This window comes from Acinetobacter sp. 778_lipA, from assembly GCF_058242985.1.
Genome location: NZ_JBZAYT010000001.1, coordinates 1,953,468 through 1,978,150, shown reverse-complemented (window position 1 = coordinate 1,978,150; position 24,683 = coordinate 1,953,468). Strand labels below are relative to the sequence as shown.

Here is a 24,683-nt window from a genome sequence, read left to right as displayed (position 1 = left end):
CAAGTTCGCAGTAAAAGGCCACTTTAAAGCGACCATTTACCTAAACATAAACCATCAGCGTTATTCGTCACCCAAATCATCTAAGAAATCGACAGTAGGCACAAAGAATAAAGTTCCTGTCACTGCTGTACTAAAATCTAATAAACGATCTAAATTACCCTCTTCATCACCTTGAAACATGTGCTCTAACATTTGTCGAGTCACACTAAATTTGCGTGCATAACCAATAAAGAAAGTACCATACTCATTTTTAGATGGATTTGAAAACGGCATATTTGCACGCATGATTTTAATTTCATTACCATCCGCATCATGTGCCTTACTTACTACATTGTGTGCTGTTTTAGGTTTTACATCATCACTCAACTCAAGATCATTAAACTTTTTTCGTCCGATGACTTTTTCTTGTTCTTCATCACTTAGCGCGCGCCACTTGTCCATATCATGCATATATTTTTGAATAAATGCATAACTGCCACCTTTAAAGTCTGGATCTTCATCACCCACTAGTGCATATTCAGCCGCAATTTCAGGCTCTGGGTTTTCGGTCCCATCGACAAAGCCAATAATCGCTCTACCGTCAAAATATCGAAAACCATTCACTTCATCTACTGGATAACTTACAGCTTTTAATTCAGTATTGATCATATCTGCCATTTCAAAACACAACGCTTGGCGATCAGCGCGAATATGGAAAAACAAATCACCTTCCGTTGAAACAGCCGTATATTTTGGCCCTTTAATTTCTTTAAACTGTTCTAATTCTTGTGGTTTAGCCTGATCAGGAAATAAACGCTCCCACGCATTTGACCCAAATCCCATGACCGCACTAAATTGTGCATCTGGATAACGGTTGGTTAAACTACGCGTCAATGCAGAAAAATTTGCCGCAAAATCAATTACTGTATCAATTACTTCAGCCCCAAGCCTTAATCCTAAAACAATAAATAAGGCGTTTTCCCCTGGACGATTCATAACAGGTTGAATTCGAGTTGAAGTCATAATATATCTCAAAATATTCTATTGGTTACAATCTAACATAGGCTGTTTTAAAGCTTAAGTTTTTATCGTTAACAATCCACTAATTCACAATATTTATATCGATATAAATGTTATGGAAAATAATTAAAGCAATAAGTTTTGACTTATTTTGTTTAGGCACATCGATTGTAAGTATTTTTAAAACTACTTTAGGTGATAAGCATAAATTTTAAAATAACAGTCTTTCTGATCAAACACGATATTCAAATGCTGCAACAAAGTACGAAATTGATCTGTTTGATCTAAAATCAAATCACTGATCAATCTCCCCCTCGACTTGCTCAGCATAGGCTTTACAATTAAATATTCAATTCCAATAAATACAGGCATAGCATCGTGATAGAAAGGATGCCAATCACCTATATACCACGGAATTTTCTTCACAAATTTATCTTCAGCTTGTTGATCTTTATTTTCAGTCACCAATTTGACAATAAATGCAGGTGGAAAATCCAAGTCTTTCATTGCATGTAGAAGTTTGAGCCATTTTGAATCACTCATACAAGATACCAACTGCCGTTGATGCACGACCTGTTGAATTTTCAAAATATACTTTAAATAGGCTTGTTCAGTCTTTAAAGCATTTATATGATTTCGATATTCAAGATAATTTTCTTGTAAACCCACATTTATCCTTCAATTAAAAGCACCTGTTTAGATGCTTTTAACACATAGAGTTAACCATATTGTTTCTGTAAATAACGTACGATTACTGCTGACTCAAAGAGTTTTTCACCTGTATTTGGATCTTCTAAGTAAGGCACTTGAATATCTTGCTTTGCACGCCCCATAACAGGAATAATTTTTTCACGTTTACCGCCCACCAAAGCAACATATTTACCAGGTTTTAAACGTAAAACTGCTGGTCCTAGATCTTGCCAACACTCTTTAGCCACATTATGAAAGATAAATGGAATTTCTAATTCAGTTAACTCAGCACGCACAACACGTGTATAGGGACTTGCTTCAAACCCCCATAACTCCAATAATTGCGCTGGGCTTATACGATCAACAATTTTTTTATTTACCCAAACCCCTCGCGCACCATTAATAATAGTTCCCACCATGGCGACCGTTGGATATTTAGGATAATGAGAATATTTCTTTGGCGTTTTGCCGGTTTTACCATAGTGCTTAAATAAGTAATCAACAATCTTTTTTGATTCATACATTGCTGTTCCCGTGTTTTCATCAACGAAATACGGAAAACGCAATTTCCCCCCTTTTTCTTTTACAACCTGACGATATTTAGTCCCACCTTTAGGGCATGGATAGACTTCATAATCCAAATTGAGCAAGGTCATTACTTCTCGTACACGGCGGCAAAATGGTGAACCTTCAAACTCATATAACTTTAAGGCCTTTTCTGGCTGGTTTGGAAATGGTGTTCCAGTTACACCACGGCCTCCCTCAGTCAGCGATGAAGCCAAAGCTTGTACAACTTTAATTTGATGATGTACCATTTTATACCCCCTAGATGATTGTTTTCGCTTAAATAAAGCTTTTTATAAATCCACTAATTTTTCTTTTGAAACCACAATTCCATTGTTATCTACATAGATATATTCACCAGAATTGAAAGTGACACTACCAAAATACACAGGAATATCGACCTCACCTATGCCTTTACGATTGCTTTTTTGTGGAATTGTAGCCAATGCATGAACGCCTAGATCAAGTTCAACTAGTGCATCTACATCACGTACACAGCCATAAATCACTACACCATTCCAGTGATGCTTAACCGCTGATTCAGCAATCATGTCACCCATCAAGGCACAACGCATGGATGCTCCACCATCGACAACCAAAACCTTGCCTGTTCCATCTGTAGCAAGTAACTCTTTCACTCGTGAGTTATCTTCAAAACACTTGACTGTCACGATTTGACCACCAAAGGTTTTACGAGCTCCATAACTTTTAAAAAATTTGCCATCGAGAGATGGAATCAGGGTTTGGATGTCTTGGTCTGGGTGATCATCTAATAAATCACAAGTTACAAAAGGTACTTTAGTCACGTTATCACTCCATTATTTGCTATTTTGTATACGTAAATTATCATAAATTTCAATTTTTTGAGTTTGTGTTTGAGCAGCCTCGATCATAGTATGAGCCACTTGTTGTGCTGTCACTGGCTTATATTTAAAAGAATTGGGTACCAAATGCGAAAATTTACCATATAACTTTTGCGCTACATCTTCCAAGAATCGCTTTTCATTCCGATCACCAAGGAGTAATGATGGGCGAATAATAGAAAAACGATATAAGTTCAACTTTTGTATATAGTCCTCAAGTTCACCTTTGACTTGATTATAAAAAATTGGCGAGCTGGCTTTTGCCCCCATCGCACTGACTAAAAGTAAATGAGTTTCAGTCATTTCAAATAAATCTGCAAAATGTGCATTGATCTCAAAATCAATATTATAGAAAGCTTCTTTAGAACCTGCCTTTTTAATGGTCGTTCCCAAACAACTGAATGCATGAGTGTAACCGCTGACATCTTGATCATTGAGTAGAAGTAAGTCATCCAATACAAATTGTTCAACTTTTTTAAATTTTGAAAAGTCTGGATTTTCTCGTCGCACAACAACTGTAATTTTTTCACAATCAGCCAATAAATTGAGCTGCTCAATGAGACGCTGTCCCACTAAACCTGTTGCTCCAATCACAATCGCATTTTTTATCGAATTAGTCATTTTTTAAACAATCTCCTAGATTTATTACTAATCTAACGTTTTATTTCAAATTTTTCTTCAACAAAAATGTTGTCAAAGCATGTCAACACTTGACTTTACTGGCCTCTTTAATCACAATATGGCACTTGTTTACGGGCTGGTGATAATCCTCTGATGTGGTTTTCAGATGTGGTTTCAGCCCGCCCAGACCCATCTAATTCAAGGAGTGCACGAGTGGCAAACTCTGCTCAAGCAAAAAAACGTGCTCGTCAAAACGTTAAAGCACGTAAACACAACGCAAGCTTGCGTTCAATGGTACGTACTTATATCAAACGCACAATCGCTGCTATCGCTACTGGTGAATATGCTGCCGCAACTGAAGCTTATAAAGCTGCAGTTCCAGTTATTGACCGTATGGCGGATAAAGGTATCATCCATAAAAACAAAGCTGCTCGTCACAAGAGCCGCTTGAATGCACAAGTTAAAGCGTTAGCTAACTAATTTTTGCATGTAAAAAGAGCCCTTTAAAGGGCTTTTTTTGTATGTAAAATTTGACTATAACGCTTTAAAATTAGAAAACATCAAAACTTATCTACCACTTCATCATTATTTCTCAGCAGATAGATAAGTAAGAGTTCTAAACTGTAAAAATAATTACTTTGCTAAATGTGAAATTAAGACTGTTGCAGTGGATAAAATACCTTCCTGACGACCAGTAAAACCCAATTTCTCTGTGGTTGTTGCTTTAACGCTAATTTGAGTCACATCAACATCTAACACATCTGCAATACTTTGACGCATTTCCAAATTGTGTTTGGCTAATTTAGGCCGTTCACATGCCACAGTAATATCGGCATTATTTAATTTATAACCACGGTCTAAAATTAATTGATAAACATGTTTTAAAAGTTTACGGCTATCCGCACCTTTAAATTCAGCATCTGTGTCTGGGAAATGCTGTCCAATATCCCCTAAAGCCAATGCACCCAATAAAGCATCACATAATGCGTGTAACACAACATCACCATCAGAATGTGCTTTTAAACCATGCGTATGTGGAATTTGAACGCCTGCCAAAGTTACAAAATCACCTTCTTCAAAAGCATGTACATCCATTCCCTGCCCAATACGAATCGGTATGATCATTCTTAGCTCCTTTTGCAGTTTTTAAAATTTAAAAATCTTGTATTCGTACTTTCTCTTTCGCTATAGTACGTATGCAAACATTGTGAAAGTATAAGCGATCATGCTGTTGAATACAGAATTTAATCAAATTAAAACACTCTTGTCTGGTCTCATTTTGAGCTGTATCAGTACATCAGCTGTTTATGCCCTGCCTCTTGACTGTAAGCATCAAGATTCATCACTTTTAAAAAAGTTATGTGGTTCACAGTATAGTGAACTACGCGCTCAATTGAATGAGAGCTATCTCACTGCATATCTGGTCACAGACGCACCAATACGCTTAATCAATGATACGCATCGTTTGTGGCTCAACCGTTTAAGCCAATGTAAAAGCAACGATTGTTTTAAACAACAGTTCGATATTCGCCTAGAAGACTTAAATTTTTACACCTCAATGAATCAAAGTTTAACCCAACATTTCATCAAATATGAACATGGTAAAATTTCGAAGCAACCCGCCCATTTACAAATCCATCAACTGACTAAAGATCGGATTAAAGTTGAAGGCATCGCCTATCGAAATCCCAATAACCGTAAAGATAGTCAAATCGTCTCATTGTTGGCTTACACCACGCCTGAAAAAAAGAATCAAATTTTGGACAATGAACATGACTGTAAATATGTGCTTAATTTCCAAAAAGCAATTTTGTCTGTGACAACAACACAAAAAGGCTGTGAGCGCTTTACTGGGATTTACCGTTTATATGATTAAGATTTATAATTAAATTTGGCAAAACCATGAGTACAAAACTAGCGTTAAGTGAAGAAAGATTAAAAATATTATCTGAATGTATGCAGAATTATGATGTGGGTGCTGATACAGATGAATGGCCTAACAATATTATTTCGCGCTTTACTAGCGTTTATAATGATGGTTCTATCTCAAAGCACAATATCCCATTGCAGCATGAAATTGATCCCGATGAATTAAAACTTTGTCAAAAACTAAGCGCTGAAATCGCCATTATCATGACAAATGTTGAAGTTGGTATGGGTTCAAACTCGGGTGATTATTTTCAAGATTTTTATATCATGCATTCACAAAACTCAGCTAGCCAAAAAATTACGCCTCAGCTGATTCAACAATACTTTGCCAATACTATTTTTCCTTTGGCGAACATTACGACTGAACCGCTTACAACAAATACACAGTGGTGGAAAGAAGTTGAACAAGATGGTGAAGAATCTCCAGCAGAATATTTTCAACCTTGGCACAAGATGATAAATTGGTTTGCAGCACAACACGATTTTATCGACTGTGCATTTGTTCGGATTGGAGACTCAGCACTTTTAGAACAAATCGATTCTGATGATTACCCGAAAGGAACAATCATTACAGGTTGTGTCTTGCCTCGACTTGCATTGGGCTTAACCCAGAATAGCAATTTGGTTGGAATCTTTGGATATGTTGTACACAGTTAAGATCTAACTAGCTTAATTAAAATATAAATAAAATAGGGAATAACAATGACTCAACTGTTAATTTTAGACCAAGTCTCACAACACCTTGATCAAACCTCTTTTGGTGGTCTTCCTGTTAAAACGATTGGCTTACAGGTTGAATGGCCTTGCTGCACAAATTGTGATGGTGCAATGCAATACCTTGGCAAAGTAAAAACTGATCTCGGTTTAGAATTGATCTTTATGTGTAGCCAAGATCCGGGGATGTGTGATGACTGGGATGCAGATGGTGGTGGTAATAAAGTGATTGTCATTACAGAGATTCATGCTCTTGAAAAATTCCAACCGTTAGAACCTGAAAATACCTTACGTGAAACGGAATATGGCGCCAAGATTTTCCAAGATTCGCAAGAAGAATATTCACAATCACGTGAACTTTGGCAAGGACCCAAGAGAGAAATTTTAGGTCAGCTTTCTGGCTCAGCTGAGTGGCTGCAAAATGATGAAACACCTGAATGTGATTGCTGCCAAAAGCCTATGCGCTTTGTTGCTCAACTAGAGACCGGACCTGATCATAGAACTGAGATGAATTTTGGTGGAGGAGGTTCCGCCTACCTATTTGATTGCCCTCAGGGTAAAACTGCTAAATTTCTATGGCAATGCTAGCCTCTACCATGGATATATCGAATGGATAAAAAAGTCATTTCCAAACTATTACAAAGCCAGTTTTATCCCATTTTAAAAGCACAGGGCTTTATAAAAAAAGGCGATGTATTTAGACAGGTTGAGGGGGAAGTTATTCGAATCGTCGATATACAACACTCCATTAAAAGACATTGTTTTCAAGTTAATCTCGGTATTCACCTCATCACATTAGGTGAATATGTTATGCGATGTACAGGTAACGCTTTAGATATTGAAAAAATGCGTGATTTCGATTGTGCATGGCGTAGTTCGATCCTGCCTTATTTGATCAATGATCATGACAACGACTGGTCATATACCTCAAATGAACAAGATGCCAACGAAATGGTGCAATTTCTAATATCTGAGTGGAATCGTCAAAGCCAAAATTTCTTTAATCAATTAGCACATTGGCCTGAAGATTTTCTCAAGAAAGCGCATCAGGCCTGTATAAATCCCTTACATCCCGCACACATGTGTACCCTCTGCTATGTGGCTGCTGCAGCTGGTGATTTACAATTGGTCAAGAGGCTCGCTGAGATTGCAATTGATGCTGTTCCTGAACGAGCCACCTCATTAAAAGAACGATTAGCATCATTTATCCAAAATCCAAGTTTAGCGATTCCGCAAATTATCGATTAATGACGAAATGAAGCAGTCAAATGCGCTATTCACCAAATTGAAATATTTGTTATATTTTCTAACAACTTTCACGATCCGATTTAAAGTTTTACGCTTTATTTCCTGACTTAATTAACTTATAAATAACTATATATAAATAGTCTGATGACATATTTGTTGTAAATACCGAACACCAAACAATAGAGGATCAAAGGTGTTGCTATGGATTTGAACATGTATCTCACCAATAAATTTAAGAATTTTAATGAGTTTCTAGAAACGCATTGGCATGACTACCCCAATAAATACAAAGAAATCCAAACCCTGCTGTTTTTTCAAGCCTATACCACTAAGCCACTTTCTGAGAAATTTGAAATCAATATTGATCAGGCCTTAAAGTATCCAACCTTAAGATATTATTTCCAACAGATTGAAAAATATATCCATATACCGCCCAAGCAACTGTTTCCTAAATCATTTCATCGCCCTTATGAACATATTTTAAATGAGTTTAAATATTTAAGCTTTTACCAAGAAGCTTTTGAATTTCACAAAAATTTAGAAAAAATTAGAAATACTTTTAATAAAATTTCCATTCCAATTGCCAGTCATGCTATTTACACAGAAATTTTACAATATCTCAATTTGAGCTTTGAATACCTTGCTGATCCAAACTTAACAAACGATCTAAAGATTAAATTAATTTACCAATGGCAAGATATTCATAATTTAGAAACTGTTGCCGCATATAAATCATTAGAAAAAATTAAAACCACACTCAATCATTATCGGCAAAATTCCTGTTCAGAGTACTATTTTAATTTAATTCAACTGGGTGAAAATCAACGGATTGAATTTAAAGAACGTACCACAGACCTATTAACCAACCGCAAATCAGATAAATGGGTCAAAGCGTGCTTTGCATTTATGAATACCCGCAATGGCTATGTCTTTATAGGTATTGCTGATGATTTAACCATTGTAGGGATTGAAAATGAACTTGCGGAACACTTTAATAATTCACTCGACTTAATGAAGCGGAGTTTGATTGATAAACTGGCACACGAAAGTAACAAAATTTCAAATATTTATACCACACTAGAAGAAATACAGATTCAAGGAAAAACCATATTGGTCTTTAAATGTAATAAATCGGACCGTCCGTTGTATTACAAAGGCGAATTATTTATGCGTACCAATGGACAAACAACACGCGTTCCACCTGAACTGATTGAAAGTTTTCGTGTAGAATTTTATTGTTAGCATTCAATACTTAAAAATCTTTACCTAGAAGAATCAAAAATATGGATTATCCTCAGTTTAAATATCATCCCAACGCATACACACTTGATCTGTTTAAAAAAGAAGACGGTATTTGTTCGATTTGCAATCAACAACGTGATTTAAAGTACGTAAGTTCTTTTTATAGTGTAGATGAACCCGAGTATATCTGTCCGTGGTGTATTGCCAATGGTGCAGCAGCGCAAAAATACGATGGAGAATACAATGACTATTGTGGCATTGAAGGTATTTCTTCAAACCCAAATGTTCCATCCGAAAAAATCAACCCTGAATTTTTAGATGAAATCTGCTTCAAAACGCCAAGTTATCATAGTTGGCAACAAGAAGTTTGGCTCGTGCATTGCAATGAACCATGTCAGTTCATCGCTTATGCGGATAGTGAAAGGCTTAAACCAATTTGGGATGAGGTTAAAGCCGATATCGAAGAAAATGGTTATCCAGTAGAGCTTATCCAAGATCACCTCAGTATCGACGGTGATTTAACAGGCTATCTGTTTCAATGCATTCATTCATTGCCAACAACATCGCTTACATATAGATTGTAGTTAAATACATAATTAAACCTTATAAGTTAAAGCTTATAGCTTTGGCTAAGTAACTGGCTTAAATGCTGTTTAATGCCCTGCCATTTATCTTTGATTATGCTGTATATAACAGTATCTCGAACAGTTCCATCTTTTCGTAGCTCATCTTGATGTTGCACATCATCATAATGCGCACCTAGACGCTCAATGGCGCCTTGACTTTTAACATTGCGAATATCCGTCCTTAATACAACCGAGTTGGCTGGTAGTTTTTCAAATGCTTACTAAAGTAATAACAACTTACAACGGGTATTGATATGACTGCACTGTGCTGATTCTGCATACCATATATAGCCAATCTGACCACGGCGCACCTCCCAAATCAAATCGCGAAAACTGGTGGTTCTTACAGTACGACCATTCCGCTGATTTAAAACAACAAAAGGTACGTGTATTCCCAAGGATTTTTGTTCAAGTGCCTTGGCAATATAATCCTTGATCTGAGAATAATGTGGAACTAATGTATATTCTAATTCCCACAATCGGCCATCTTTACATACCTCAATTAAAGCATTTTCATGTTCTATTTGTAGTGGTGAAAGCTGCACTTGATGGGTTTGTAATGATGTATGCGTTGAAAAGATATCTTGATTCATAGCAATTACACCATTGTAAAGAATGCTCCTCCATTGTCCGCTATGTTTGAAAGTTTTATGATCAAAATATGAAATCACCATGACGATCTTTCAAATGATTTCAAGGGCATTTGCATGCCCTTGAATCGAATAAAATTCAATAAAATAGTTATTTTTTATAGTGTGCCAACATGTCTTGTAAATGTGCTTTTACATTGTTCCACTCACCTTGAGCAATACTGTACAACACTGTATCTCGAATCGTGCCATCTTTACGCATTTGATCGCCCCGAATAATGCCATCTTTTTTAGCACCTAAACGTTCAATGGCTTTTTGGCTTTTAAAATTAAATTGGTCAGTCCGCAACGCCACGGTATTGGCTTGAAGTTGTTCAAAAGCGAAACCTAATAGTAATAGTTTACAAGTTGTATTGACATGAGTCCGCTGTACAGATTGTGCATACCATGTATAGCCGATTTCAAAACGTTTTACGTTTAATAAAATATCGTGATAACTAGTCGTTCCCAAGACTTTCCCTGAGCTTTGCTCTATGACAACAAAGGGATAACGACTACCTTGTGCTTTTTGTATTAATGCTTTTTCAATATAATTTTTAACTTCTGTGTAATGTGGTGTTGAGGTAATTCGTAGATTCCACAATTCACCATCACGACACGCTTCAGCAAGTCCTTGCTCATGTTCAAGAGATAATGGTACTAAGCGAATATTATTTAGTTGTAAATCTAAATGAATAAATAATTGTTCAAATGCATCCATCTCATATCCACCAATTTAATCAATAAAGTTACCGTTTAATTTTATTGTAAAGTGATCAACATCAATATATATCACACTTTAATTTTACATCTGATAATGGTTTTATATTCTTAATAAAAGCACTCCCAGATGATGAACTGCTTAAATCATTTCTAGAAACGAAAACATCATCAAGAAAAATCTCTGCCTGAGCTTGATAAAAGCATCCATGTTTTAACGGAACACTGGGTAATTTTAATAATTTAACGTATTTTTTTGACTCATCATCAACTAAAAAACGTGTATGACCTAAATATGTTCCTTGAGTATCTTGATCTAAAAATTGAATTTTTAAATTATTCTCACCATAATCTGCATCATATCCATATAAATACTCAACAACTAAAGGAGATATTGCTTTATAGGTATAAGTCGTCATGGAAGGATTATCGCGATCTCCTTTTTCTTGTTCAGTCTTCACCAATGTTAAATTAGCTGCAAAAACATCTATCATGATAAATGTACCCAGTATTATGAATAGTATTCTTATCATTTTAATCTTTCATTCTCTTAAATCATTATATTGCCAAGGCTAAACATACCACTCCAGCCAAACCTAAAACCAGTCCTAGAGCTGTAATCACTTTAAGCTTTTCTTTAAAAATTAACAGCCCTGCAATTACTCCAAATAACACCACAAGGATATTCATCCCTGCAAAAACAATCGCTGGAGAATCTTTTAATAAAATATGCGCTTTGACATATAAAGCAATATTGGCAAAATTTAAAATCCCCAACGCCAAACCAGCAAAAAAGTTCTGAAGCTTCCACTGAGTTTTTCGAATCAGTAAATAACCTACAGATAATAGGAATGAACAGATAAACATCAAGGTTAATGTAACAGGAAACTGTAAACCAAGGCTGGTTGTATATTTTAATAAAACATCAACCAAAGCATAACCCACCCAAACACTGAGTAAAGAAAGGATACCTTTCTGATTGAGTAATGAATTTGATGGACTCGACTGAGAAAGTACAATACATAAAACTGCCACGATACCCAAACCGATACCAAGCATTTTTAATTGGTTAAATTGTTCTTGGAATAAAAAATATGCAGCCAATAATGATAAAACCACAGATAATCGCTGTGCAATTTCAGTTTTTAAAATTCCTGCACTATGTAATGATTTTGCTAAGCATAAAAAAATACTGGGTAATACAACACCTAAACCAAGAATCAACCACCACGGTGTATTTGAGATTGAAATATGAGCCAAATCAGGCTTAAACCAAATATAGCTCAATACACTGGCGATTGCATAATTCCAAGCAATCATTTGCAATGCATCAAAACCTTTTTGTTTGGCCCATTTTAAAAGCATTGAAACCAGCACACTACAAAGTGCTGCTAAAAATATGAGTTCCATAATTTACTTCTTATCTCACCAATCATTGCAAAATTTATGCGAAACCGAGTTCCTATGATTCAAGAAAAAGCCCACTAGCATGAGTGGGCTTTTAGGTGATCAACAACCATCAAAGATTATTTATAACGATCAACCATTTTTTCTAAAGAAATTGGGCGAATCTTGTCTGCATTACCCGCAGTACCAAATGCTGTATAACGATCTACACAGATTTGTTTCATTGCTTCAACCGTTTCACCGAAGAATTTACGTGGGTCGAATTCACTTGGTTTTTCAGCCATCATACGGCGCATTGCACCTGTAGATGCTAAACGTAAATCTGTATCAATATTGATTTTACGTACACCATGCTTAATTGCTTCAACCAACTGTTCAACTGGAACACCATAAGTCTCTTTGATGTTACCACCATATTGGTTAATGATCGCTAACCATTCTTGTGGTACTGAGCTTGAACCATGCATAACAAGGTGAGTATTTGGAAGCGCCGCATGAATTTCTTTAATACGGTCAATTGCCAAAATATCGCCTGTAGGTGGACGAGTAAACTTGTACGCACCATGAGAAGTACCGACTGCAATTGCTAAAGCATCTACATTGGTATCTGCAACGAATTGACGAGCTTCTTCAACAGAAGTGAGAAGTTGAGAATGATCAAGTACACCTTCTGCACCAACACCATCTTCTTCACCAGCCAAACCTGTTTCAAGACTACCCAAACAGCCAATTTCGCCTTCTACAGAAACACCACATGCATGTGCCATTTCAACAGTACGACGTGTTACATCAACGTTATACTCATAAGACGTTGGTGTTTTACCGTCTGCACCTAAAGAACCATCCATCATTACAGATGAAAATCCAAGCTGGATCGAACGTTGACAAACATCTGGGCTTGTACCGTGGTCTTGATGCATTACCACTGGAATATGTGGCCATTCTTCAATTGCAGCTAAAATTAAATGACGTAAAAATGGAGCACCTGCATATTTTCGTGCACCAGCAGAAGCTTGCACAATTACAGGTGAATTTGTTGCGTCAGCGGCTAACATAATTGCGCGCATTTGTTCTAAGTTGTTCACATTAAACGCTGGAACGCCGTAACTATGTTCACCGGCATGATCCAAGAGTTGGCGCAATGAGATAAGAGCCATAATATCCTCCCAAGTAATGCCCCATATTCTACATGTTGCTTTATTTCAATTCAGCAACAATATTGACTATTTCATAAAAAATCCCCGCGTTTGCGGGGACTTTTAACAAATAACAACATTTAGAAAGATTATTGAGCTTTAGGTGCTTCTTCTTCAGTCGCTGGTGTAGCTGCATCTGCTGGAGCATTTGCTTTTTCAGCAGCTACATCTGTATTTTTTTCATCCAAAACAGGCTGATCAAGCGCATCAATCACAGCTTGTTGTTCTGCAGATGTATTTGCTGATTCTGCTGAAGCAGCTTCAGAAGAAGATGTTTGTTCTGAGGCTGGTGCTTTTTCTTGTTTAGAACATGCAGTAAATGCCAAAGGAGCAATAAGAAGTGCTGCAAGTGTAAATTTAAATTTCATCACATTTCCCAGTGTTGGTGATTGGATTTGATCTAGTTTATTGCAGTTATATTTCATTTTTATTACTTTAAAATGAATCTCTCAGATAAAAAAGGCTGACACGAGGTCAGCCTTTCATATAAACGTCATAATTAAAATAATTTTTCAATTAAGCACGTTCAAGCAATACCGCTACAGCTGGAAGTGTCTTGCCTTCAACAAATTCAAGGAATGCACCACCACCAGTTGAAATATAACCAATTTTGTCTGCAACATGGTATTTATCAATTGCAGCCAAAGTATCACCACCACCAGCAATAGAGAATCCTTCAGATTCAGCAATCGCTAAAGAAAGTGTTTTTGTACCTTCGCCAAATTGATCCACTTCAAACACACCAACTGGACCATTCCAAAGGATCGTTTTAGACGTTTTTAAGATTTCAGCAAAAGCTTTCGCCGTTTCAGGACCGACATCCAAAATCATGTCATTGTCTGCAACATCTTCAACTTTTTTTACTGTTGCTTTAGCATTTGCCAATGAACCTAAGAAATCTGCAAAATCGATTGCAGAAGCATCTGCTACAACAACATCTGTTGGAAGTGGAACAGATACTTTTGCTGCAATCGCTTTAGCTGTATCAATCAAATCATTTTCACACAAGGATTTACCGACATTGAAACCAGCTGCGGCTAAGAATGTATTGGCGATACCACCACCAACGATCAATTGATCACAAATATCAGAAAGTGAAGTTAAAACATCAAGCTTAGTAGAAACTTTAGAACCAGCAACAATTGCGACCATTGGTTTTTCTGGTGTTTGCAGCGCACGACCTAAAGCATCTAATTCAGCTGCAAGCAAAGGGCCCGCTGCTGCGACTTTTGCTAAACGTGCTACGCCTTCAGTTGATGCTTCTGCACGATGCGCTGTACCAAATGCATCCATCACAAAAACATCACAAAGTGCTGCATATTTTGCTGAAAGTTCAGCATTATTTTTCTTTTCACCCACATTGAAACGACAGTTTTCAAGTAATACAACTTGGCCTGCTGCAACTTCAACCCCATCTAAATAATCTGTGAATAATTTAACGTCTTGACCAAGTGCCTCAGTTAAATAAGCAGCAACAGGAGCTAATGATTGTTCCGCTTTTGGTTCACCTTCAACGGGACGACCAAGATGAGAATACACCATGACCGCAGCACCCTTCTCAAGTGCCAATTTAATTGTCGGTAATGCAGCACGTAAACGTGCATCACTTGTAATCACACCATTTTTAACAGGTACGTTTAAGTCTTCACGAATAAGTACACGCTTGCCTGCTAAATCGAGGTCAGTCATACGCTGAAAATTCATGTATAGCTCTCTTATAGATATTAAAAATCGCGTAGATTCTAAATGATTACACAAAAAAAGGTTAGATACTTTTGTAGAAAAGCTGTAGAAAAGTTGAGATTTGATTATTATAGGGCGAACTTTTAAATTCTATACGCTTATGTCTTTTCATCCCGATCCTAAAATCAATGGTTTAAATGTCTTAGGTGAACCTTTAGCAAGTTGTTGTTTTTCTCCAATCACAGGTTATTTTCGTAACGGTTTCTGTCATACAGCAACAACCGACCTTGGTCAGCACACTGTATGCGCTGAAATGACTTCAGAATTTTTAAATTTTTCACAAAAAGTAGGAAATGACTTAATTACACCACTGCCAGAACACGGCTTTCCGGGACTACAACCTGGTGATTTTTGGTGTTTATGTGTGACGCGTTGGGTTGAGGCCTATCAAAATGACATGGCACCTCGTGTAAAACTACAAGCCTGTCATCAAGCAGTTTTGGCGTATGTTCCCTTAGATCTCTTGATGGAATATGCAGTATAACTAGGCATGAATTATTCAAAGATGAATCACCATGAAATTATTTTGGCTTCATCGAGCCAAACCCGTAAAGATTTAATGAATCGTTTACGCTTAGACTATCATTGTATTTCACCTGAAATCGATGAATCACCACGGGGTGAATCTCATGCCGATGATTTGGCTAAACGCTTGGCTTTTGAAAAAGCTCAAGTCATTGTACAAGACCATCCAAATGCCATTGTGATTGGGTCAGATCAGGTGGCTTGGCGTGAACATGCACCACAAGATTTTATTGGTAAACCTTTATCTGTAGAAAAAGCCATTCAACAGCTACAAGCCAATTCAGGAAAAAATGTCTTTTTTAGTACTGCCTTAAGTGTGCAACATTTAGCTTCTGGTTTTGAACAAACCTTGGTCGAGCATTATCATGTTAAATTTCGTGACTTAACTTTGGCTGAAATTGAGCGTTATATCGAAATTGATCAACCTCTGCATTGTGCGGGTAGCTTTAAGTGTGAAAGTCTTGGTATTGGTTTATTTGAGCAAATGATTGGGCAAGACCAAACCACTTTGATGGGTATGCCAATGATTCAGTTATGTGGAATTTTAAGGAAGTTGGGAATCCCGCTACCTTAATTTCCACACTGTATAATAAGCTCGATCTTATTATAAATTTCCATAATTACATGGGATTTGTGTTATTTGCTCATGCATTAAAAAGGAAGAAGACTTTTTGAGTTAATCCCATAAATCCTGATAATGCGTTGCAAATAACATCAACCCTTCTTTAATCTTAGCCTTAAATTCTGTTTAGCAGTCCCCAATCAAGACCAACTCAAAAGCAAGAATCATCTTGTTTAAATACTCTAACCCAATTTGATTTAATTGCGCCTCACTAAAATCATTCACTTGCGCTTCATTCACCACCCAAGTTGGAATAGAAATATTTTTGCCCTAGATAATCAATTATCGATACGAACGCAATACTAAAAGTGTTTTGTCTGCAATTTCTTTTTTTGGATCAGAATAATACGAAATAGGAAAAAATCTATATTCCTCAACCCAATTGAAAATGCTTTCTTTTAAATTAGGCAAATCTCGGATATATTATGAGATATTTTATAAAATCATGAATTTACAACTCCTTTAATTTTTCAAAAAGCAGGGCTGTTTTTATATAAATATATTTTGAATAAATTTACAAATACTTGCACCACCTGTCATCTCATAAGACAATAGCCGTATTATAGATTCAAATTTGCTTAGGCTATTTTCATGTCCCTACCTTTAGATGTTCTTGGCGGAATTACTGCTGAACAATTCCTCTCAGAATACTGGCAAAAAAAACCATTATTGGTTCGTAACGCTTTACCTGAAATTGCCAATATCCTTGTTCCAGACGATGTCATGGAGCTTGCTCTGGATGAAAACATCACAGCACGCCTAATTAAGCAAAAAGACAAAGATCCAAATCAATGGTCAGTAAAATCATCACCACTCATCAAAGGTGATTTTCAGAAAATGCCAAAGCTTTGGACTTTATTGATTCAAGCTGTAGATCATTATTCATTTGATTTAGCTGAACTTTGGAAGAAATTTCCTTTTATTCCACAGTGGCGTCGTGATGACATTATGGTCTCTTATGCTGCTAAAGGTGGCTCTGTAGGTCAGCATTTTGACTTTTATGATGTATTTCTTGTACAAGGATATGGACATCGTCGTTGGCAACTTGGACAAATGTGTGATGCTGAATCTGAGTTTGTCGAAGGACAGCCGTTAAAGCTACTTCCAGAAATGGAGATCCATTTTGATGAAGTTTTAGCGCCAGGCGATTTACTTTATGTTCCACCAGGATTGTCGCATTACGGAGTAGCAGAAGACGATTGCCTAACCTACTCTTTTGGTTTCCGTATGCCAAATATTGCCGACATGATGGATCGTGTCAGCGATAAATTTATCGAAGATCAACAACTACGCAATCCGCTTCTCGACATATTGCGAAATAAACAAACCCCGATTGGGCAAGTAACACAAGCTGAACTCGATTATTTAAAAGCTGAATTGTTGGCGAAATTAAATAATTCTAAAGTGTTAGAAGATGCCATTATGAGTTTAATGGCTGAAGCAAAGTACCCTGAAAATATTCCAGATGCTGAAGCGATTGGCACTGGCGATATAGCAGAAGTTCTTGAACAAGGCTATTTACTACAAATTGAGCCAGCCTCTCGCTTAATTTATCTTGAACAGGATCGTGAATTATTATTCTGGGCAAATGGTGAATCGATCTGTATTTCTGAACAATTTGCACTACATTTAAAGCAGATTGCAGATGGACAAAGTGTCAAACTCAATCATGAATTGTCTGATGATGAAATATTAGAAGACATTGCTGGATTGTTGAATGAATCTATCTTGATGCTTGTTCCCACTGACGAATAAAATTCGCAATCTAACAGAATAACACTCAAATAAAGCCTGAAAATTCAGGCTTTATTTCTATCAATTTATTTTCAGCATAATTTTAAGAAATAATTCATTCATCCTTGCTCAAGCTGATATTTGAATGAGCTTGAGGACTTAACCGAAGTATTGAGTTTAAGTCACTTCAGTTCTGCTAAAGTATAAATTTTCATAGGCATTAGAAAAGTAAACACTTCATCCCACTAGAGATGAAGACTTTGCTGTGACTTTATTGTCCTTTTATCAGACTGTTTTATACTCATAGTTTTCGATAAACTCCGAAATCTATTATCAATATTTTTTGTCGTTCAAGTTTTTCAAAAAAGTCTAAAGTACTACTAAAGGGATTAACGAAGTATTTTGTTAAGTGATTGAATTCAACTGTTGTCTTAAGAAAATTATAAAAAAAATATGGATCAAGATTACCAATACTTTCTTTGTTTCCAAGCGAAACTTCAAGAATTTGCCCTGTTATTAAATTCTCAAACATACAATGCTCTCCATGCACAAAAAAAGACCAATCTCCCGATAGCGTTTTTTGTCCATTTAAAAAATCAGCATCTTGTATTTCGTAATAGTGTCCCGCGTTAATTTTTACTTTTTTAGGTTGGTCTGTTTCTGTAATTAATTTATCAATAAGCACTTCAGCAATGGCTTTATAGTTGTCCATTGCTGTTAATAATTCCTGTTCTACATCAGAAGTAAGGTTGATCATATAATTACTGTCAAAATTTCAAAGCTAAATAATTAAAACTTATCCAATAAAGCCTGAAAATTCAGGCTTTATTTGTATCAATTTACTTTCAGCATAATTTTAAGAAATAATTCCTTCACCCTTGCTCAGGCTGATATTTGAGTGAGCTTGAGAACTTAGCTGATGTTTTAGCGTCTCATTTTCCTGCTTTAGATTTTTAATTTTAAAAAACTGGAAGAACAGCCCGATATACGCAATGATAACGATCACAGAAACATAAATGGCTAAAAAACTGATACTAGGGTTTAACAATTTTGTCAGAAACTCTTCAAACATTTTCGATTCCTTTTTGTTTTCATCGCATATTGAATAAATATTTCAGTTAAATTAACTCATATTGTTTAGAAAATAAATATTTCAATTATTAATCTAGAACCATTCTCAAGTCTAACAAATCATTACTTGAGCTTTTTCATCAATTTGGGCAATTTAGCGCTATATAAAGAATGAGATATTCACTTCATGGCAAGTCCTGCTCAAGCAATTCGACATCAACTTCTCAATACTTTTTTCTCCCGTTATTCTGTTTGGTTCCTTTGTATATTTGTATCTTTATATTTGACTTGGATTATTTTCTTTAACGAAGGTCATTATATTTATTACTTTTTTTCAGATACTGTACTGAATTTAGCTTGGATTATTTCATCCATACTGGCCGCAATTGGCTTTGCCGATATCATCCAAACACAACATTCTATTTTAAGAAATTACCCTTTAATGGGACATTTTCGATTTTTCTTTGAAGATATACGTCCTGAAATTCGTCAATATTTCATTGAATCTGATGATGATGCCTTACCTTTTTCACGTGCACAAAGAAGTTTAGTTTACCAACGTGCTAAAAATGAAAATGCAGATAAGCCTTTTGGTTCAATTATTGATGTCTATCAAGATGACTATCGTTTTTTAACCCATTCGATGACACCCAAAACACCTGCTGATTTTAATACATTTAGAATTAGTATTGGTAATGATCAATGCTCACAGCCTTATAGTGCTTCGATTATGAATATCTCAGCGATGAGTTTTGGTAGTTTGAGTGCAAATGCTATTCTTGCTTTAAATACTGGTGCAAAAAAAGGTAACTTTTATCATGATACAGGTGAAGGGAGCTTAAGCCCTTATCATCTGGAACCAGGTGGTGATATTGTTTGGGAAATTGCTAGTGGCTATTTTGGATGCCGTACTCTAGATGGTAAGTTTGATCCTGAAAAATTTAAACAACAAGCAGCTCTGCCACAGATCAAAATGATCGAAATCAAACTGTCACAAGGAGCAAAACCAGGGCACGGTGGTATCCTTCCCAAAGATAAAATCACCAAAGAAATTGCCGAAATACGCGGTGTTTCTATGGACGTGGATTGTATTTCTCCAGCGACACATTCTGCTTTTAGCAATCCTATTGAAATGATGCACTTTATTCAGCAATTACGTGAGCTATCCAACGGCAAACCAGTTGGTTTTAAATTGTGTATTGGGCAGCCTTGGCAATTTATGAGTATTGTAAAAGCTATGCTACTGACTAAAATCATTCCAGATTTTATCGTGGTTGATGGTTCCGAAGGCGGTACAGGTGCTGCCCCTATTGAACTGATAGATCATATGGGTACGCCTTTACGTGAAGGCTTGCTTTTTGTAAACAATACCTTGATTGGCGCAGGTCTACGTTCTCAAATCAAGATTGGTGCAAGTGGTAAGATTATTAGTGCCTTTGATATTGCCAGTACTATGGCTATGGGTGCCGACTGGGTCAATTCCGCACGTGGCTTTATGTTTGCAGTGGGTTGTATCCAAGCACAAAGTTGTCATACCAACCAATGTCCTGTTGGCGTTGCAACGCAGAACAAAGAACGTCAAAAAGCACTTGATGTGCCATCTAAAGCAGACCGAGTGTTTAGTTTCCAAAAAAATACCTTAAAAGCGCTCGCGGAAATGATTGCTGCAGCTGGTTTACAACATCCTGCTGAGATTAAAGCACATCATTTAGCACAACGAGTCAATGACCGTGAAATCAAGAACTATGCTCAATTGCACTTTTGGATGAAAGACGGCGAATTGCTCAGTTGTGAAAATAAAGATGAAGAAAACTTCTATTTTAGAATGTGGAATTTAGCAACTGCTGAACATTTTTAATTATTCGTAAGCGAAGTTTAATTAAGGAGATCAATACGATCTCCTTTTGTTATATCTAGTATTTATGGAATTAAAAGAAGCCTAATCATGTGCTTTTTTATTCTTCAGTATTTTATTTAAGTTTGTATTGTCATTTATTTTTACTCAAACACCATTTTAATCTAAACAATATTTAAGCAAGATACATTAAAACATATTAAGAATATTTGCGGATGAAATTTCTACAACATATAATCACCACCACTATCCTTACAACGTCATTACATTGTTATGCAACTGTCGGTGGTGGACAAACAATAGAAGTATTAGGTTATGAAGTAAAACAACAAAAACTTTATCTGTTACGACATTATGAAGATGGGCGTGGACGCTTGCCGCAGTTATATTATTATCAGCTCAACAGCAAAATACCAGATCATCTGATCGAAGTGCGATCCTTATATATCAATCCCAAAACGCATAAAATTGACTATGATCAAGATGGTATCCAGTTTGAAAAAGATCTAAACAAAATTAAAAAGCGTTTAATACCTTTACTCGTAGGAAATGCCAATAAAGCAAAAATTCAAATGGTGAAAAATCAAACTCATTACATTCCTGCTTGGCATGATCCATCCCAAAAGGTTCCTCAATATAAAACCATATACAAAGTTACAACAGCTTCTTTAAAAAGTAAAAATGAACAAGCTGTGCAATATGCTAAAACAATAAAAATCACTCAGAATTACGTCGTGCCACATCAGAATAAGATGTTAGTTATTGTCAAATACTTCGGAATCCCTGAGGAAACGGGTTATGATATTGAAGATGCTGTTTTGCTCTTACCAATAAAATAATGAGGATAAATCGTGTTAAAAATAATCACATCGACGCTCTTATTCAGTTTTAGCTCTCTCGCTTTTGCAATAAGTTATAGCAATATTTCACTTGAAGTCCTCGGCTATGATTCAAATAAAAAAGCGGTTTTAATTCTTGAAAATTCAGCAAGCTATGAGATTCCAAGAGTTTATCGCTATTCACTGAGTGAAAAACGCTATGATCTTCTCAAATACGATGAAAATTTTACAGGTATTACAGATCAACAAGCCTTCCAGCAAAAACTTTTAAACATAAAGACTCAGCTTAAACCACTTAAAAATATCGTGCTTCAAGACGTTAATGTTAATCTACTCGAACAAAGATCTTCTGATACTCAAAGCTCTGCCCCATTTAAAACAATTTATGGCTCGATATTTACAATATCCACTCCGCAATATCAAAGTCTTCAACAGAATTTAACCAGTTACAGTCCAGAGATTAAACTTAAACAGGCTTTTGAACTGCCAAAAAACAAAGGGGTGCTGATTACCTTTGAATCACTCAGCTTACCTTTTGATGAAGGATATAGCCGTGAAGAAGCTGTGGTTTTATTTCCTGCGGGTCAGCCTCCCAAATAAAAAAAGCCTCTTAGGAGGCTTTTTTTACTGCTTTTATCAATCTTGATCAACTTATTACGCCGCAGAACGCTCAGTGATCGGTACAACTTTGCGGAGTTCAGGACCAGTATAATCCGCGCTTGGACGAATAATACGATTGTCAGCACGTTGTTCCATTACATGCGCAGCCCATCCTGTAACACGAGACATCACAAAAATTGGTGTGAATAGTTTTGTTACAATATCCATGAAATGATATGCAGATGCGTGGAAGAAATCCGCATTACAGAACAACTTCTTCTCACGCCACATCACTTCTTCACAGCGTACTGAAACTGGGTAAAGCACTGTATCACCAACATCATTTGCTAAACGCTCAGCCCAAATTTTAATAATGCCATTACGCGGGTCATTGTCTTTATAAATCGCATGACCAAAGCCCATGATCTTTTCTTTACGCTCAAGTTTACCCAACATTTCACGTTCAGCTTGTTCTGGAGATGTCCAATTTTCAATCATTTCCATTGCAGCTTCATTTGCACCACCATGCAATGGTCCACGCAATGAACCAATTGCGCCAGTAATACACGAATGCATATCAGACAATGTTGAAGCACAAACACGCGCAGTAAATGTTGAAGCGTTAAACTCATGCTCAGCATAAAGAATTAACGAAACATTCATCACTTGTTCATGTAATTCATTTGGCTTTTCACCACGCAGTAAATGCAAGAATTGTGCACCGATTGAATCGTCATCAGTATTTTCTTCAATACGTACACCATCATGACTAAAACGGTACCAATAACAAATGATCGCTGGCAAAGTTGCAAGAATACGATCTGCCACATCTTGCTGTTGATCAAATGATTTTTCAGTTTCCAGATTACCTAACATTGAAACACCTGTACGCATCACATCCATTGGGTGTGAATCAGCAGGTATACGCTCCAACACTTCTTTTAAAGCTAGTGGTAACTGGCGAAGTGATTTTAATTTGGCTTTATATGTCGCCAACTGTTCTGCTGTAGGCAATTCACCAAAGAAAATAAGATATGCAACTTCTTCAAATTGGCAATTTTCCGCAAGGTCTTGCACATCATAACCACGATAAGTTAAGCCTGCGCCACTCTTACCTACTGTAGAAAGTGCTGTTTTACCTGCAACTTGACCGCGCAATCCTGCGCCTGTAAGTACTTTTCCTTCAGCCATTTTATTATTTCTCCTGGGTGAACAGTTTATCTAGAGTGTTTTCGAAAGTGTGATAATCAAGGAATTCGTAAAGTTCTTTTCGTTGTTGCATGCTATCCAGTACATTGACTTGTGTACCATTTTCACGAATTGAACGGAAGACTTCTAGGGCAGCCTTTTGCATTGCACGTGTTGCAGACAGTGGATACAACACCATGCTAATGCCCTGTTCAGCTAACTCTTGAGTGGTGTAATAAGGTGTATCACCAAACTCTGTAATATTTGCAAGAACAGGAACACCTACTGCATCACAGACTGTTTTATACATGGTAATGTCCGTCATTGCTTCAGCAAAGATCGCATCTGCGCCAGCCTCGACACATGCACAAGCACGATCAATCACGGCTTGCAACCCTTCTTTTTGCAATGCATCTGTACGTGCCATCACGACAAAGTTAGAATCTGTTTTTGCATCAACTGCTGCTTTAATGCGGTCAACCATTTCTTGTTGAGAAACAATTTCTTTATTTGGACGATGACCACAACGCTTTTGTGCAACTTGGTCCTCAATATGGACAGCTGCCGCACCAGCACCAATCATTTGTTTAATTGTACGTGCAATATTAAATGCACCACCCCAACCTGTATCAATATCAACAAGTAAGGGTGTATCTACACGTTCTGTAATACGACGAACATCTTCCAATACGTTGTCTAAGCTGGTCATACCTAAATCAGGTAAACCATAAGAATAGTTTGCCACACCAGCACCAGAAAGATAGATGGCCTTATAACCCACCTGTTTCGCCATCATCGCTGCATAAGCGTTGACTGTACCAATAATTTGTAATGGTTTTTCCACTTCTAGAGCTTGTCTAAATCTTAAGCCTGCAGACGTCTGTTGTGTCATATTCCCTTCCACAGTGGTCACTTGTTTATTGAGTTTTGAGTATAGTCATAATTTATATTTCGCATATGACCATTTAGGTATATTACTCTAAAACTTTAGTCAAAGAAAAATGAATTTTGATTCATTTTTTCATTTTTATACACTTTTTTTAATCATTTTTTCCAAT

General features: G+C 36.5%; 30 protein-coding genes. 13 read left to right on the top strand and 17 right to left on the bottom strand.

From position 1 onward, the window contains the following. Window positions 1-60 precede the first annotated feature (60 nt). The 5 genes from AC4CUY_RS09315 to AC4CUY_RS09295 all read right to left on the bottom strand — a co-directional run bounded on the left by AC4CUY_RS09315 (window position 61) and on the right by AC4CUY_RS09295 (window position 3,737). Entirely contained in the window at window positions 61-1,002 is a 942-nt protein-coding gene (locus AC4CUY_RS09315; RefSeq protein ID WP_490774013.1) for a Dyp-type peroxidase, read from the bottom strand. A 183-nt stretch (window positions 1,003-1,185) separates the two neighbouring features. Next, entirely contained in the window at window positions 1,186-1,668 is a 483-nt protein-coding gene (locus tag AC4CUY_RS09310; protein ID WP_419327504.1) for a DUF6678 family protein, read from the bottom strand. A gap of 50 nt (window positions 1,669-1,718) precedes the next feature. Next, window positions 1,719-2,504 carry a glutathione S-transferase N-terminal domain-containing protein gene (locus tag AC4CUY_RS09305; RefSeq protein WP_419327502.1) on the bottom strand — a complete coding sequence of 262 codons (786 nt, stop codon included), beginning with the start codon at window positions 2,502-2,504 and terminating at the stop codon, window positions 1,719-1,721. 42 nt (window positions 2,505-2,546) lie between these two features. Beyond that, window positions 2,547-3,059 carry a ribonuclease E activity regulator RraA gene (gene rraA / locus AC4CUY_RS09300; RefSeq protein ID WP_336951337.1) on the bottom strand — a complete coding sequence of 171 codons (513 nt, stop codon included), beginning with the start codon at window positions 3,057-3,059 and terminating at the stop codon, window positions 2,547-2,549. Window positions 3,060-3,071: 12 nt separating this feature from the next. Further along, window positions 3,072-3,737: a Rossmann-fold NAD(P)-binding domain-containing protein gene (locus AC4CUY_RS09295; protein WP_419327500.1), complete on the bottom strand. Its 666-nt coding sequence runs from the start codon at window positions 3,735-3,737 to the stop codon at window positions 3,072-3,074. 213 nt (window positions 3,738-3,950) lie between these two features. Between AC4CUY_RS09295 and rpsT the strand changes: the two genes are divergently transcribed. Then, entirely contained in the window at window positions 3,951-4,217 is a 267-nt protein-coding gene (gene rpsT / locus AC4CUY_RS09290) for a 30S ribosomal protein S20 (RefSeq protein ID WP_004720657.1), read from the top strand. A 153-nt stretch (window positions 4,218-4,370) separates the two neighbouring features. On the opposite strand, the gene ispF is transcribed toward rpsT, so the two are convergent. Next, a complete protein-coding gene (gene ispF / locus AC4CUY_RS09285) occupies window positions 4,371-4,862 on the bottom strand; it encodes a 2-C-methyl-D-erythritol 2,4-cyclodiphosphate synthase (RefSeq protein ID WP_004720660.1) in 492 nt (163 codons plus the stop codon). Window positions 4,863-4,962: 100 nt separating this feature from the next. On the opposite strand from ispF, the gene AC4CUY_RS09280 reads away from it, so the two are divergent. The 6 genes from AC4CUY_RS09280 (at window position 4,963) to AC4CUY_RS09255 (ending at window position 9,454) form a co-directional block, all read left to right on the top strand. Beyond that, window positions 4,963-5,613, top strand: a complete 651-nt coding sequence (locus AC4CUY_RS09280; RefSeq protein WP_004720662.1) for an A1S_1983 family putative colistin resistance protein — start codon at window positions 4,963-4,965, stop codon at window positions 5,611-5,613. 26 nt (window positions 5,614-5,639) lie between these two features. Further along, complete coding sequence (locus AC4CUY_RS09275) at window positions 5,640-6,323, top strand: hypothetical protein (protein ID WP_336951345.1); 684 nt, start codon at window positions 5,640-5,642, stop codon at window positions 6,321-6,323. A 45-nt stretch (window positions 6,324-6,368) separates the two neighbouring features. Then, entirely contained in the window at window positions 6,369-6,968 is a 600-nt protein-coding gene (locus tag AC4CUY_RS09270; RefSeq protein ID WP_224965442.1) for a hypothetical protein, read from the top strand. 21 nt (window positions 6,969-6,989) lie between these two features. Beyond that, entirely contained in the window at window positions 6,990-7,628 is a 639-nt protein-coding gene (locus AC4CUY_RS09265) for a DUF4304 domain-containing protein (protein WP_419327496.1), read from the top strand. A gap of 201 nt (window positions 7,629-7,829) precedes the next feature. Continuing rightward, window positions 7,830-8,870: an AlbA family DNA-binding domain-containing protein gene (locus tag AC4CUY_RS09260; protein WP_490774012.1), complete on the top strand. Its 1,041-nt coding sequence runs from the start codon at window positions 7,830-7,832 to the stop codon at window positions 8,868-8,870. A 41-nt stretch (window positions 8,871-8,911) separates the two neighbouring features. Then, window positions 8,912-9,454 (top strand): CbrC family protein, encoded by a 543-nt coding sequence (locus AC4CUY_RS09255; RefSeq protein ID WP_490774011.1) that lies wholly within the window; start codon window positions 8,912-8,914, stop codon window positions 9,452-9,454. A gap of 263 nt (window positions 9,455-9,717) precedes the next feature. Here the strand turns inward: AC4CUY_RS09255 and AC4CUY_RS09250 are convergent, their stop codons facing one another. The 7 genes from AC4CUY_RS09250 to AC4CUY_RS09220 all read right to left on the bottom strand — a co-directional run bounded on the left by AC4CUY_RS09250 (window position 9,718) and on the right by AC4CUY_RS09220 (window position 15,152). Beyond that, window positions 9,718-10,089: a GNAT family N-acetyltransferase gene (locus AC4CUY_RS09250; RefSeq protein ID WP_490774010.1), complete on the bottom strand. Its 372-nt coding sequence runs from the start codon at window positions 10,087-10,089 to the stop codon at window positions 9,718-9,720. A 148-nt stretch (window positions 10,090-10,237) separates the two neighbouring features. After that, window positions 10,238-10,846 (bottom strand): GNAT family N-acetyltransferase, encoded by a 609-nt coding sequence (locus tag AC4CUY_RS09245; RefSeq protein WP_336951353.1) that lies wholly within the window; start codon window positions 10,844-10,846, stop codon window positions 10,238-10,240. A 61-nt stretch (window positions 10,847-10,907) separates the two neighbouring features. Then, complete coding sequence (locus AC4CUY_RS09240; protein WP_336951355.1) at window positions 10,908-11,339, bottom strand: hypothetical protein; 432 nt, start codon at window positions 11,337-11,339, stop codon at window positions 10,908-10,910. 64 nt (window positions 11,340-11,403) lie between these two features. After that, the gene (locus tag AC4CUY_RS09235) at window positions 11,404-12,255 is read right to left on the bottom strand and encodes an EamA family transporter (protein ID WP_336951357.1); all 852 of its coding nucleotides are present in this window, start codon (window positions 12,253-12,255) and stop codon (window positions 11,404-11,406) included. 116 nt (window positions 12,256-12,371) lie between these two features. Beyond that, complete coding sequence (gene fba, locus AC4CUY_RS09230) at window positions 12,372-13,409, bottom strand: class II fructose-bisphosphate aldolase (protein ID WP_490774009.1); 1,038 nt, start codon at window positions 13,407-13,409, stop codon at window positions 12,372-12,374. A gap of 128 nt (window positions 13,410-13,537) precedes the next feature. Continuing rightward, window positions 13,538-13,816 carry a hypothetical protein gene (locus tag AC4CUY_RS09225; protein ID WP_004821354.1) on the bottom strand — a complete coding sequence of 93 codons (279 nt, stop codon included), beginning with the start codon at window positions 13,814-13,816 and terminating at the stop codon, window positions 13,538-13,540. Between the two features lie 148 nt (window positions 13,817-13,964). After that, on the bottom strand, window positions 13,965-15,152 hold the full coding sequence (locus AC4CUY_RS09220) for a phosphoglycerate kinase (protein ID WP_336951360.1): 1,188 nt from the start codon (window positions 15,150-15,152) through the stop codon (window positions 13,965-13,967). A gap of 139 nt (window positions 15,153-15,291) precedes the next feature. On the opposite strand from AC4CUY_RS09220, the gene AC4CUY_RS09215 reads away from it, so the two are divergent. From AC4CUY_RS09215 to AC4CUY_RS09205, 3 genes are all read left to right on the top strand, one after another. Further along, window positions 15,292-15,675, top strand: a complete 384-nt coding sequence (locus AC4CUY_RS09215) for a DUF2237 family protein (RefSeq protein ID WP_004720680.1) — start codon at window positions 15,292-15,294, stop codon at window positions 15,673-15,675. Between the two features lie 21 nt (window positions 15,676-15,696). After that, window positions 15,697-16,290 carry a Maf family protein gene (locus AC4CUY_RS09210; protein WP_419327545.1) on the top strand — a complete coding sequence of 198 codons (594 nt, stop codon included), beginning with the start codon at window positions 15,697-15,699 and terminating at the stop codon, window positions 16,288-16,290. 639 nt (window positions 16,291-16,929) lie between these two features. Next, complete coding sequence (locus tag AC4CUY_RS09205) at window positions 16,930-18,093, top strand: ribosomal protein uL16 3-hydroxylase (protein ID WP_490774008.1); 1,164 nt, start codon at window positions 16,930-16,932, stop codon at window positions 18,091-18,093. 280 nt (window positions 18,094-18,373) lie between these two features. Here the strand turns inward: AC4CUY_RS09205 and AC4CUY_RS09200 are convergent, their stop codons facing one another. Both AC4CUY_RS09200 and AC4CUY_RS09195 read right to left on the bottom strand, forming a co-directional pair. Further along, window positions 18,374-18,829, bottom strand: coding sequence for a DUF6896 domain-containing protein (locus AC4CUY_RS09200; protein WP_336951364.1), 456 nt, complete (start codon window positions 18,827-18,829; stop codon window positions 18,374-18,376). Between the two features lie 99 nt (window positions 18,830-18,928). Continuing rightward, window positions 18,929-19,144, bottom strand: coding sequence for a hypothetical protein (locus AC4CUY_RS09195; protein ID WP_336951366.1), 216 nt, complete (start codon window positions 19,142-19,144; stop codon window positions 18,929-18,931). A gap of 186 nt (window positions 19,145-19,330) precedes the next feature. Between AC4CUY_RS09195 and AC4CUY_RS09190 the strand changes: the two genes are divergently transcribed. From AC4CUY_RS09190 to AC4CUY_RS09180, 3 genes are all read left to right on the top strand, one after another. After that, on the top strand, window positions 19,331-21,001 hold the full coding sequence (locus AC4CUY_RS09190) for an FMN-binding glutamate synthase family protein (RefSeq protein WP_336951367.1): 1,671 nt from the start codon (window positions 19,331-19,333) through the stop codon (window positions 20,999-21,001). A gap of 212 nt (window positions 21,002-21,213) precedes the next feature. Then, on the top strand, window positions 21,214-21,837 hold the full coding sequence (locus AC4CUY_RS09185; protein WP_336951369.1) for a hypothetical protein: 624 nt from the start codon (window positions 21,214-21,216) through the stop codon (window positions 21,835-21,837). A gap of 12 nt (window positions 21,838-21,849) precedes the next feature. Beyond that, complete coding sequence (locus tag AC4CUY_RS09180; RefSeq protein WP_490774007.1) at window positions 21,850-22,437, top strand: hypothetical protein; 588 nt, start codon at window positions 21,850-21,852, stop codon at window positions 22,435-22,437. Window positions 22,438-22,491: 54 nt separating this feature from the next. On the opposite strand, the gene prpC is transcribed toward AC4CUY_RS09180, so the two are convergent. Together prpC and prpB are read right to left on the bottom strand one after the other, a co-directional pair. Then, window positions 22,492-23,628, bottom strand: a complete 1,137-nt coding sequence (prpC, locus tag AC4CUY_RS09175) for a bifunctional 2-methylcitrate synthase/citrate synthase (RefSeq protein WP_490774006.1) — start codon at window positions 23,626-23,628, stop codon at window positions 22,492-22,494. Between the two features lie 4 nt (window positions 23,629-23,632). Further along, window positions 23,633-24,517 carry a methylisocitrate lyase gene (gene prpB / locus AC4CUY_RS09170; RefSeq protein WP_419820463.1) on the bottom strand — a complete coding sequence of 295 codons (885 nt, stop codon included), beginning with the start codon at window positions 24,515-24,517 and terminating at the stop codon, window positions 23,633-23,635. Between the last annotated feature and the right edge of the window lie 166 nt (window positions 24,518-24,683).

What these genes read in the sequence shown, in the direction of transcription:
- AC4CUY_RS09195 (WP_336951366.1), bottom strand. Translation starts at nt 19,144, where the DNA reads ATGTTTGAAGAGTTTCTGACAAAATTGTTAAACCCTAGTATCAGTTTT.
- AC4CUY_RS09185 (WP_336951369.1), top strand. Translation starts at nt 21,214, where the DNA reads ATGAAATTTCTACAACATATAATCACCACCACTATCCTTACAACGTCA.
- ispF (WP_004720660.1), bottom strand. Translation starts at nt 4,862, where the DNA reads ATGATCATACCGATTCGTATTGGGCAGGGAATGGATGTACATGCTTTT.
- AC4CUY_RS09190 (WP_336951367.1), top strand. Translation starts at nt 19,331, where the DNA reads ATGGCAAGTCCTGCTCAAGCAATTCGACATCAACTTCTCAATACTTTT.
- AC4CUY_RS09295 (WP_419327500.1), bottom strand. Translation starts at nt 3,737, where the DNA reads ATGACTAATTCGATAAAAAATGCGATTGTGATTGGAGCAACAGGTTTA.
- AC4CUY_RS09305 (WP_419327502.1), bottom strand. Translation starts at nt 2,504, where the DNA reads ATGGTACATCATCAAATTAAAGTTGTACAAGCTTTGGCTTCATCGCTG.
- AC4CUY_RS09225 (WP_004821354.1), bottom strand. Translation starts at nt 13,816, where the DNA reads ATGAAATTTAAATTTACACTTGCAGCACTTCTTATTGCTCCTTTGGCA.
- AC4CUY_RS09255 (WP_490774011.1), top strand. Translation starts at nt 8,912, where the DNA reads ATGGATTATCCTCAGTTTAAATATCATCCCAACGCATACACACTTGAT.
- prpC (WP_490774006.1), bottom strand. Translation starts at nt 23,628, where the DNA reads ATGGCTGAAGGAAAAGTACTTACAGGCGCAGGATTGCGCGGTCAAGTT.
- AC4CUY_RS09265 (WP_419327496.1), top strand. Translation starts at nt 6,990, where the DNA reads ATGGATAAAAAAGTCATTTCCAAACTATTACAAAGCCAGTTTTATCCC.
- AC4CUY_RS09260 (WP_490774012.1), top strand. Translation starts at nt 7,830, where the DNA reads ATGGATTTGAACATGTATCTCACCAATAAATTTAAGAATTTTAATGAG.
- prpB (WP_419820463.1), bottom strand. Translation starts at nt 24,517, where the DNA reads ATGACACAACAGACGTCTGCAGGCTTAAGATTTAGACAAGCTCTAGAA.
- AC4CUY_RS09200 (WP_336951364.1), bottom strand. Translation starts at nt 18,829, where the DNA reads ATGATCAACCTTACTTCTGATGTAGAACAGGAATTATTAACAGCAATG.
- AC4CUY_RS09220 (WP_336951360.1), bottom strand. Translation starts at nt 15,152, where the DNA reads ATGAATTTTCAGCGTATGACTGACCTCGATTTAGCAGGCAAGCGTGTA.
- AC4CUY_RS09215 (WP_004720680.1), top strand. Translation starts at nt 15,292, where the DNA reads ATGTCTTTTCATCCCGATCCTAAAATCAATGGTTTAAATGTCTTAGGT.
- AC4CUY_RS09315 (WP_490774013.1), bottom strand. Translation starts at nt 1,002, where the DNA reads ATGACTTCAACTCGAATTCAACCTGTTATGAATCGTCCAGGGGAAAAC.
- fba (WP_490774009.1), bottom strand. Translation starts at nt 13,409, where the DNA reads ATGGCTCTTATCTCATTGCGCCAACTCTTGGATCATGCCGGTGAACAT.
- AC4CUY_RS09235 (WP_336951357.1), bottom strand. Translation starts at nt 12,255, where the DNA reads ATGGAACTCATATTTTTAGCAGCACTTTGTAGTGTGCTGGTTTCAATG.
- AC4CUY_RS09250 (WP_490774010.1), bottom strand. Translation starts at nt 10,089, where the DNA reads ATGAATCAAGATATCTTTTCAACGCATACATCATTACAAACCCATCAA.
- AC4CUY_RS09205 (WP_490774008.1), top strand. Translation starts at nt 16,930, where the DNA reads ATGTCCCTACCTTTAGATGTTCTTGGCGGAATTACTGCTGAACAATTC.
- AC4CUY_RS09210 (WP_419327545.1), top strand. Translation starts at nt 15,697, where the DNA reads ATGAATCACCATGAAATTATTTTGGCTTCATCGAGCCAAACCCGTAAA.
- AC4CUY_RS09245 (WP_336951353.1), bottom strand. Translation starts at nt 10,846, where the DNA reads ATGGATGCATTTGAACAATTATTTATTCATTTAGATTTACAACTAAAT.
- AC4CUY_RS09240 (WP_336951355.1), bottom strand. Translation starts at nt 11,339, where the DNA reads ATGATAGATGTTTTTGCAGCTAATTTAACATTGGTGAAGACTGAACAA.
- AC4CUY_RS09275 (WP_336951345.1), top strand. Translation starts at nt 5,640, where the DNA reads ATGAGTACAAAACTAGCGTTAAGTGAAGAAAGATTAAAAATATTATCT.
- AC4CUY_RS09280 (WP_004720662.1), top strand. Translation starts at nt 4,963, where the DNA reads ATGCTGTTGAATACAGAATTTAATCAAATTAAAACACTCTTGTCTGGT.
- AC4CUY_RS09270 (WP_224965442.1), top strand. Translation starts at nt 6,369, where the DNA reads ATGACTCAACTGTTAATTTTAGACCAAGTCTCACAACACCTTGATCAA.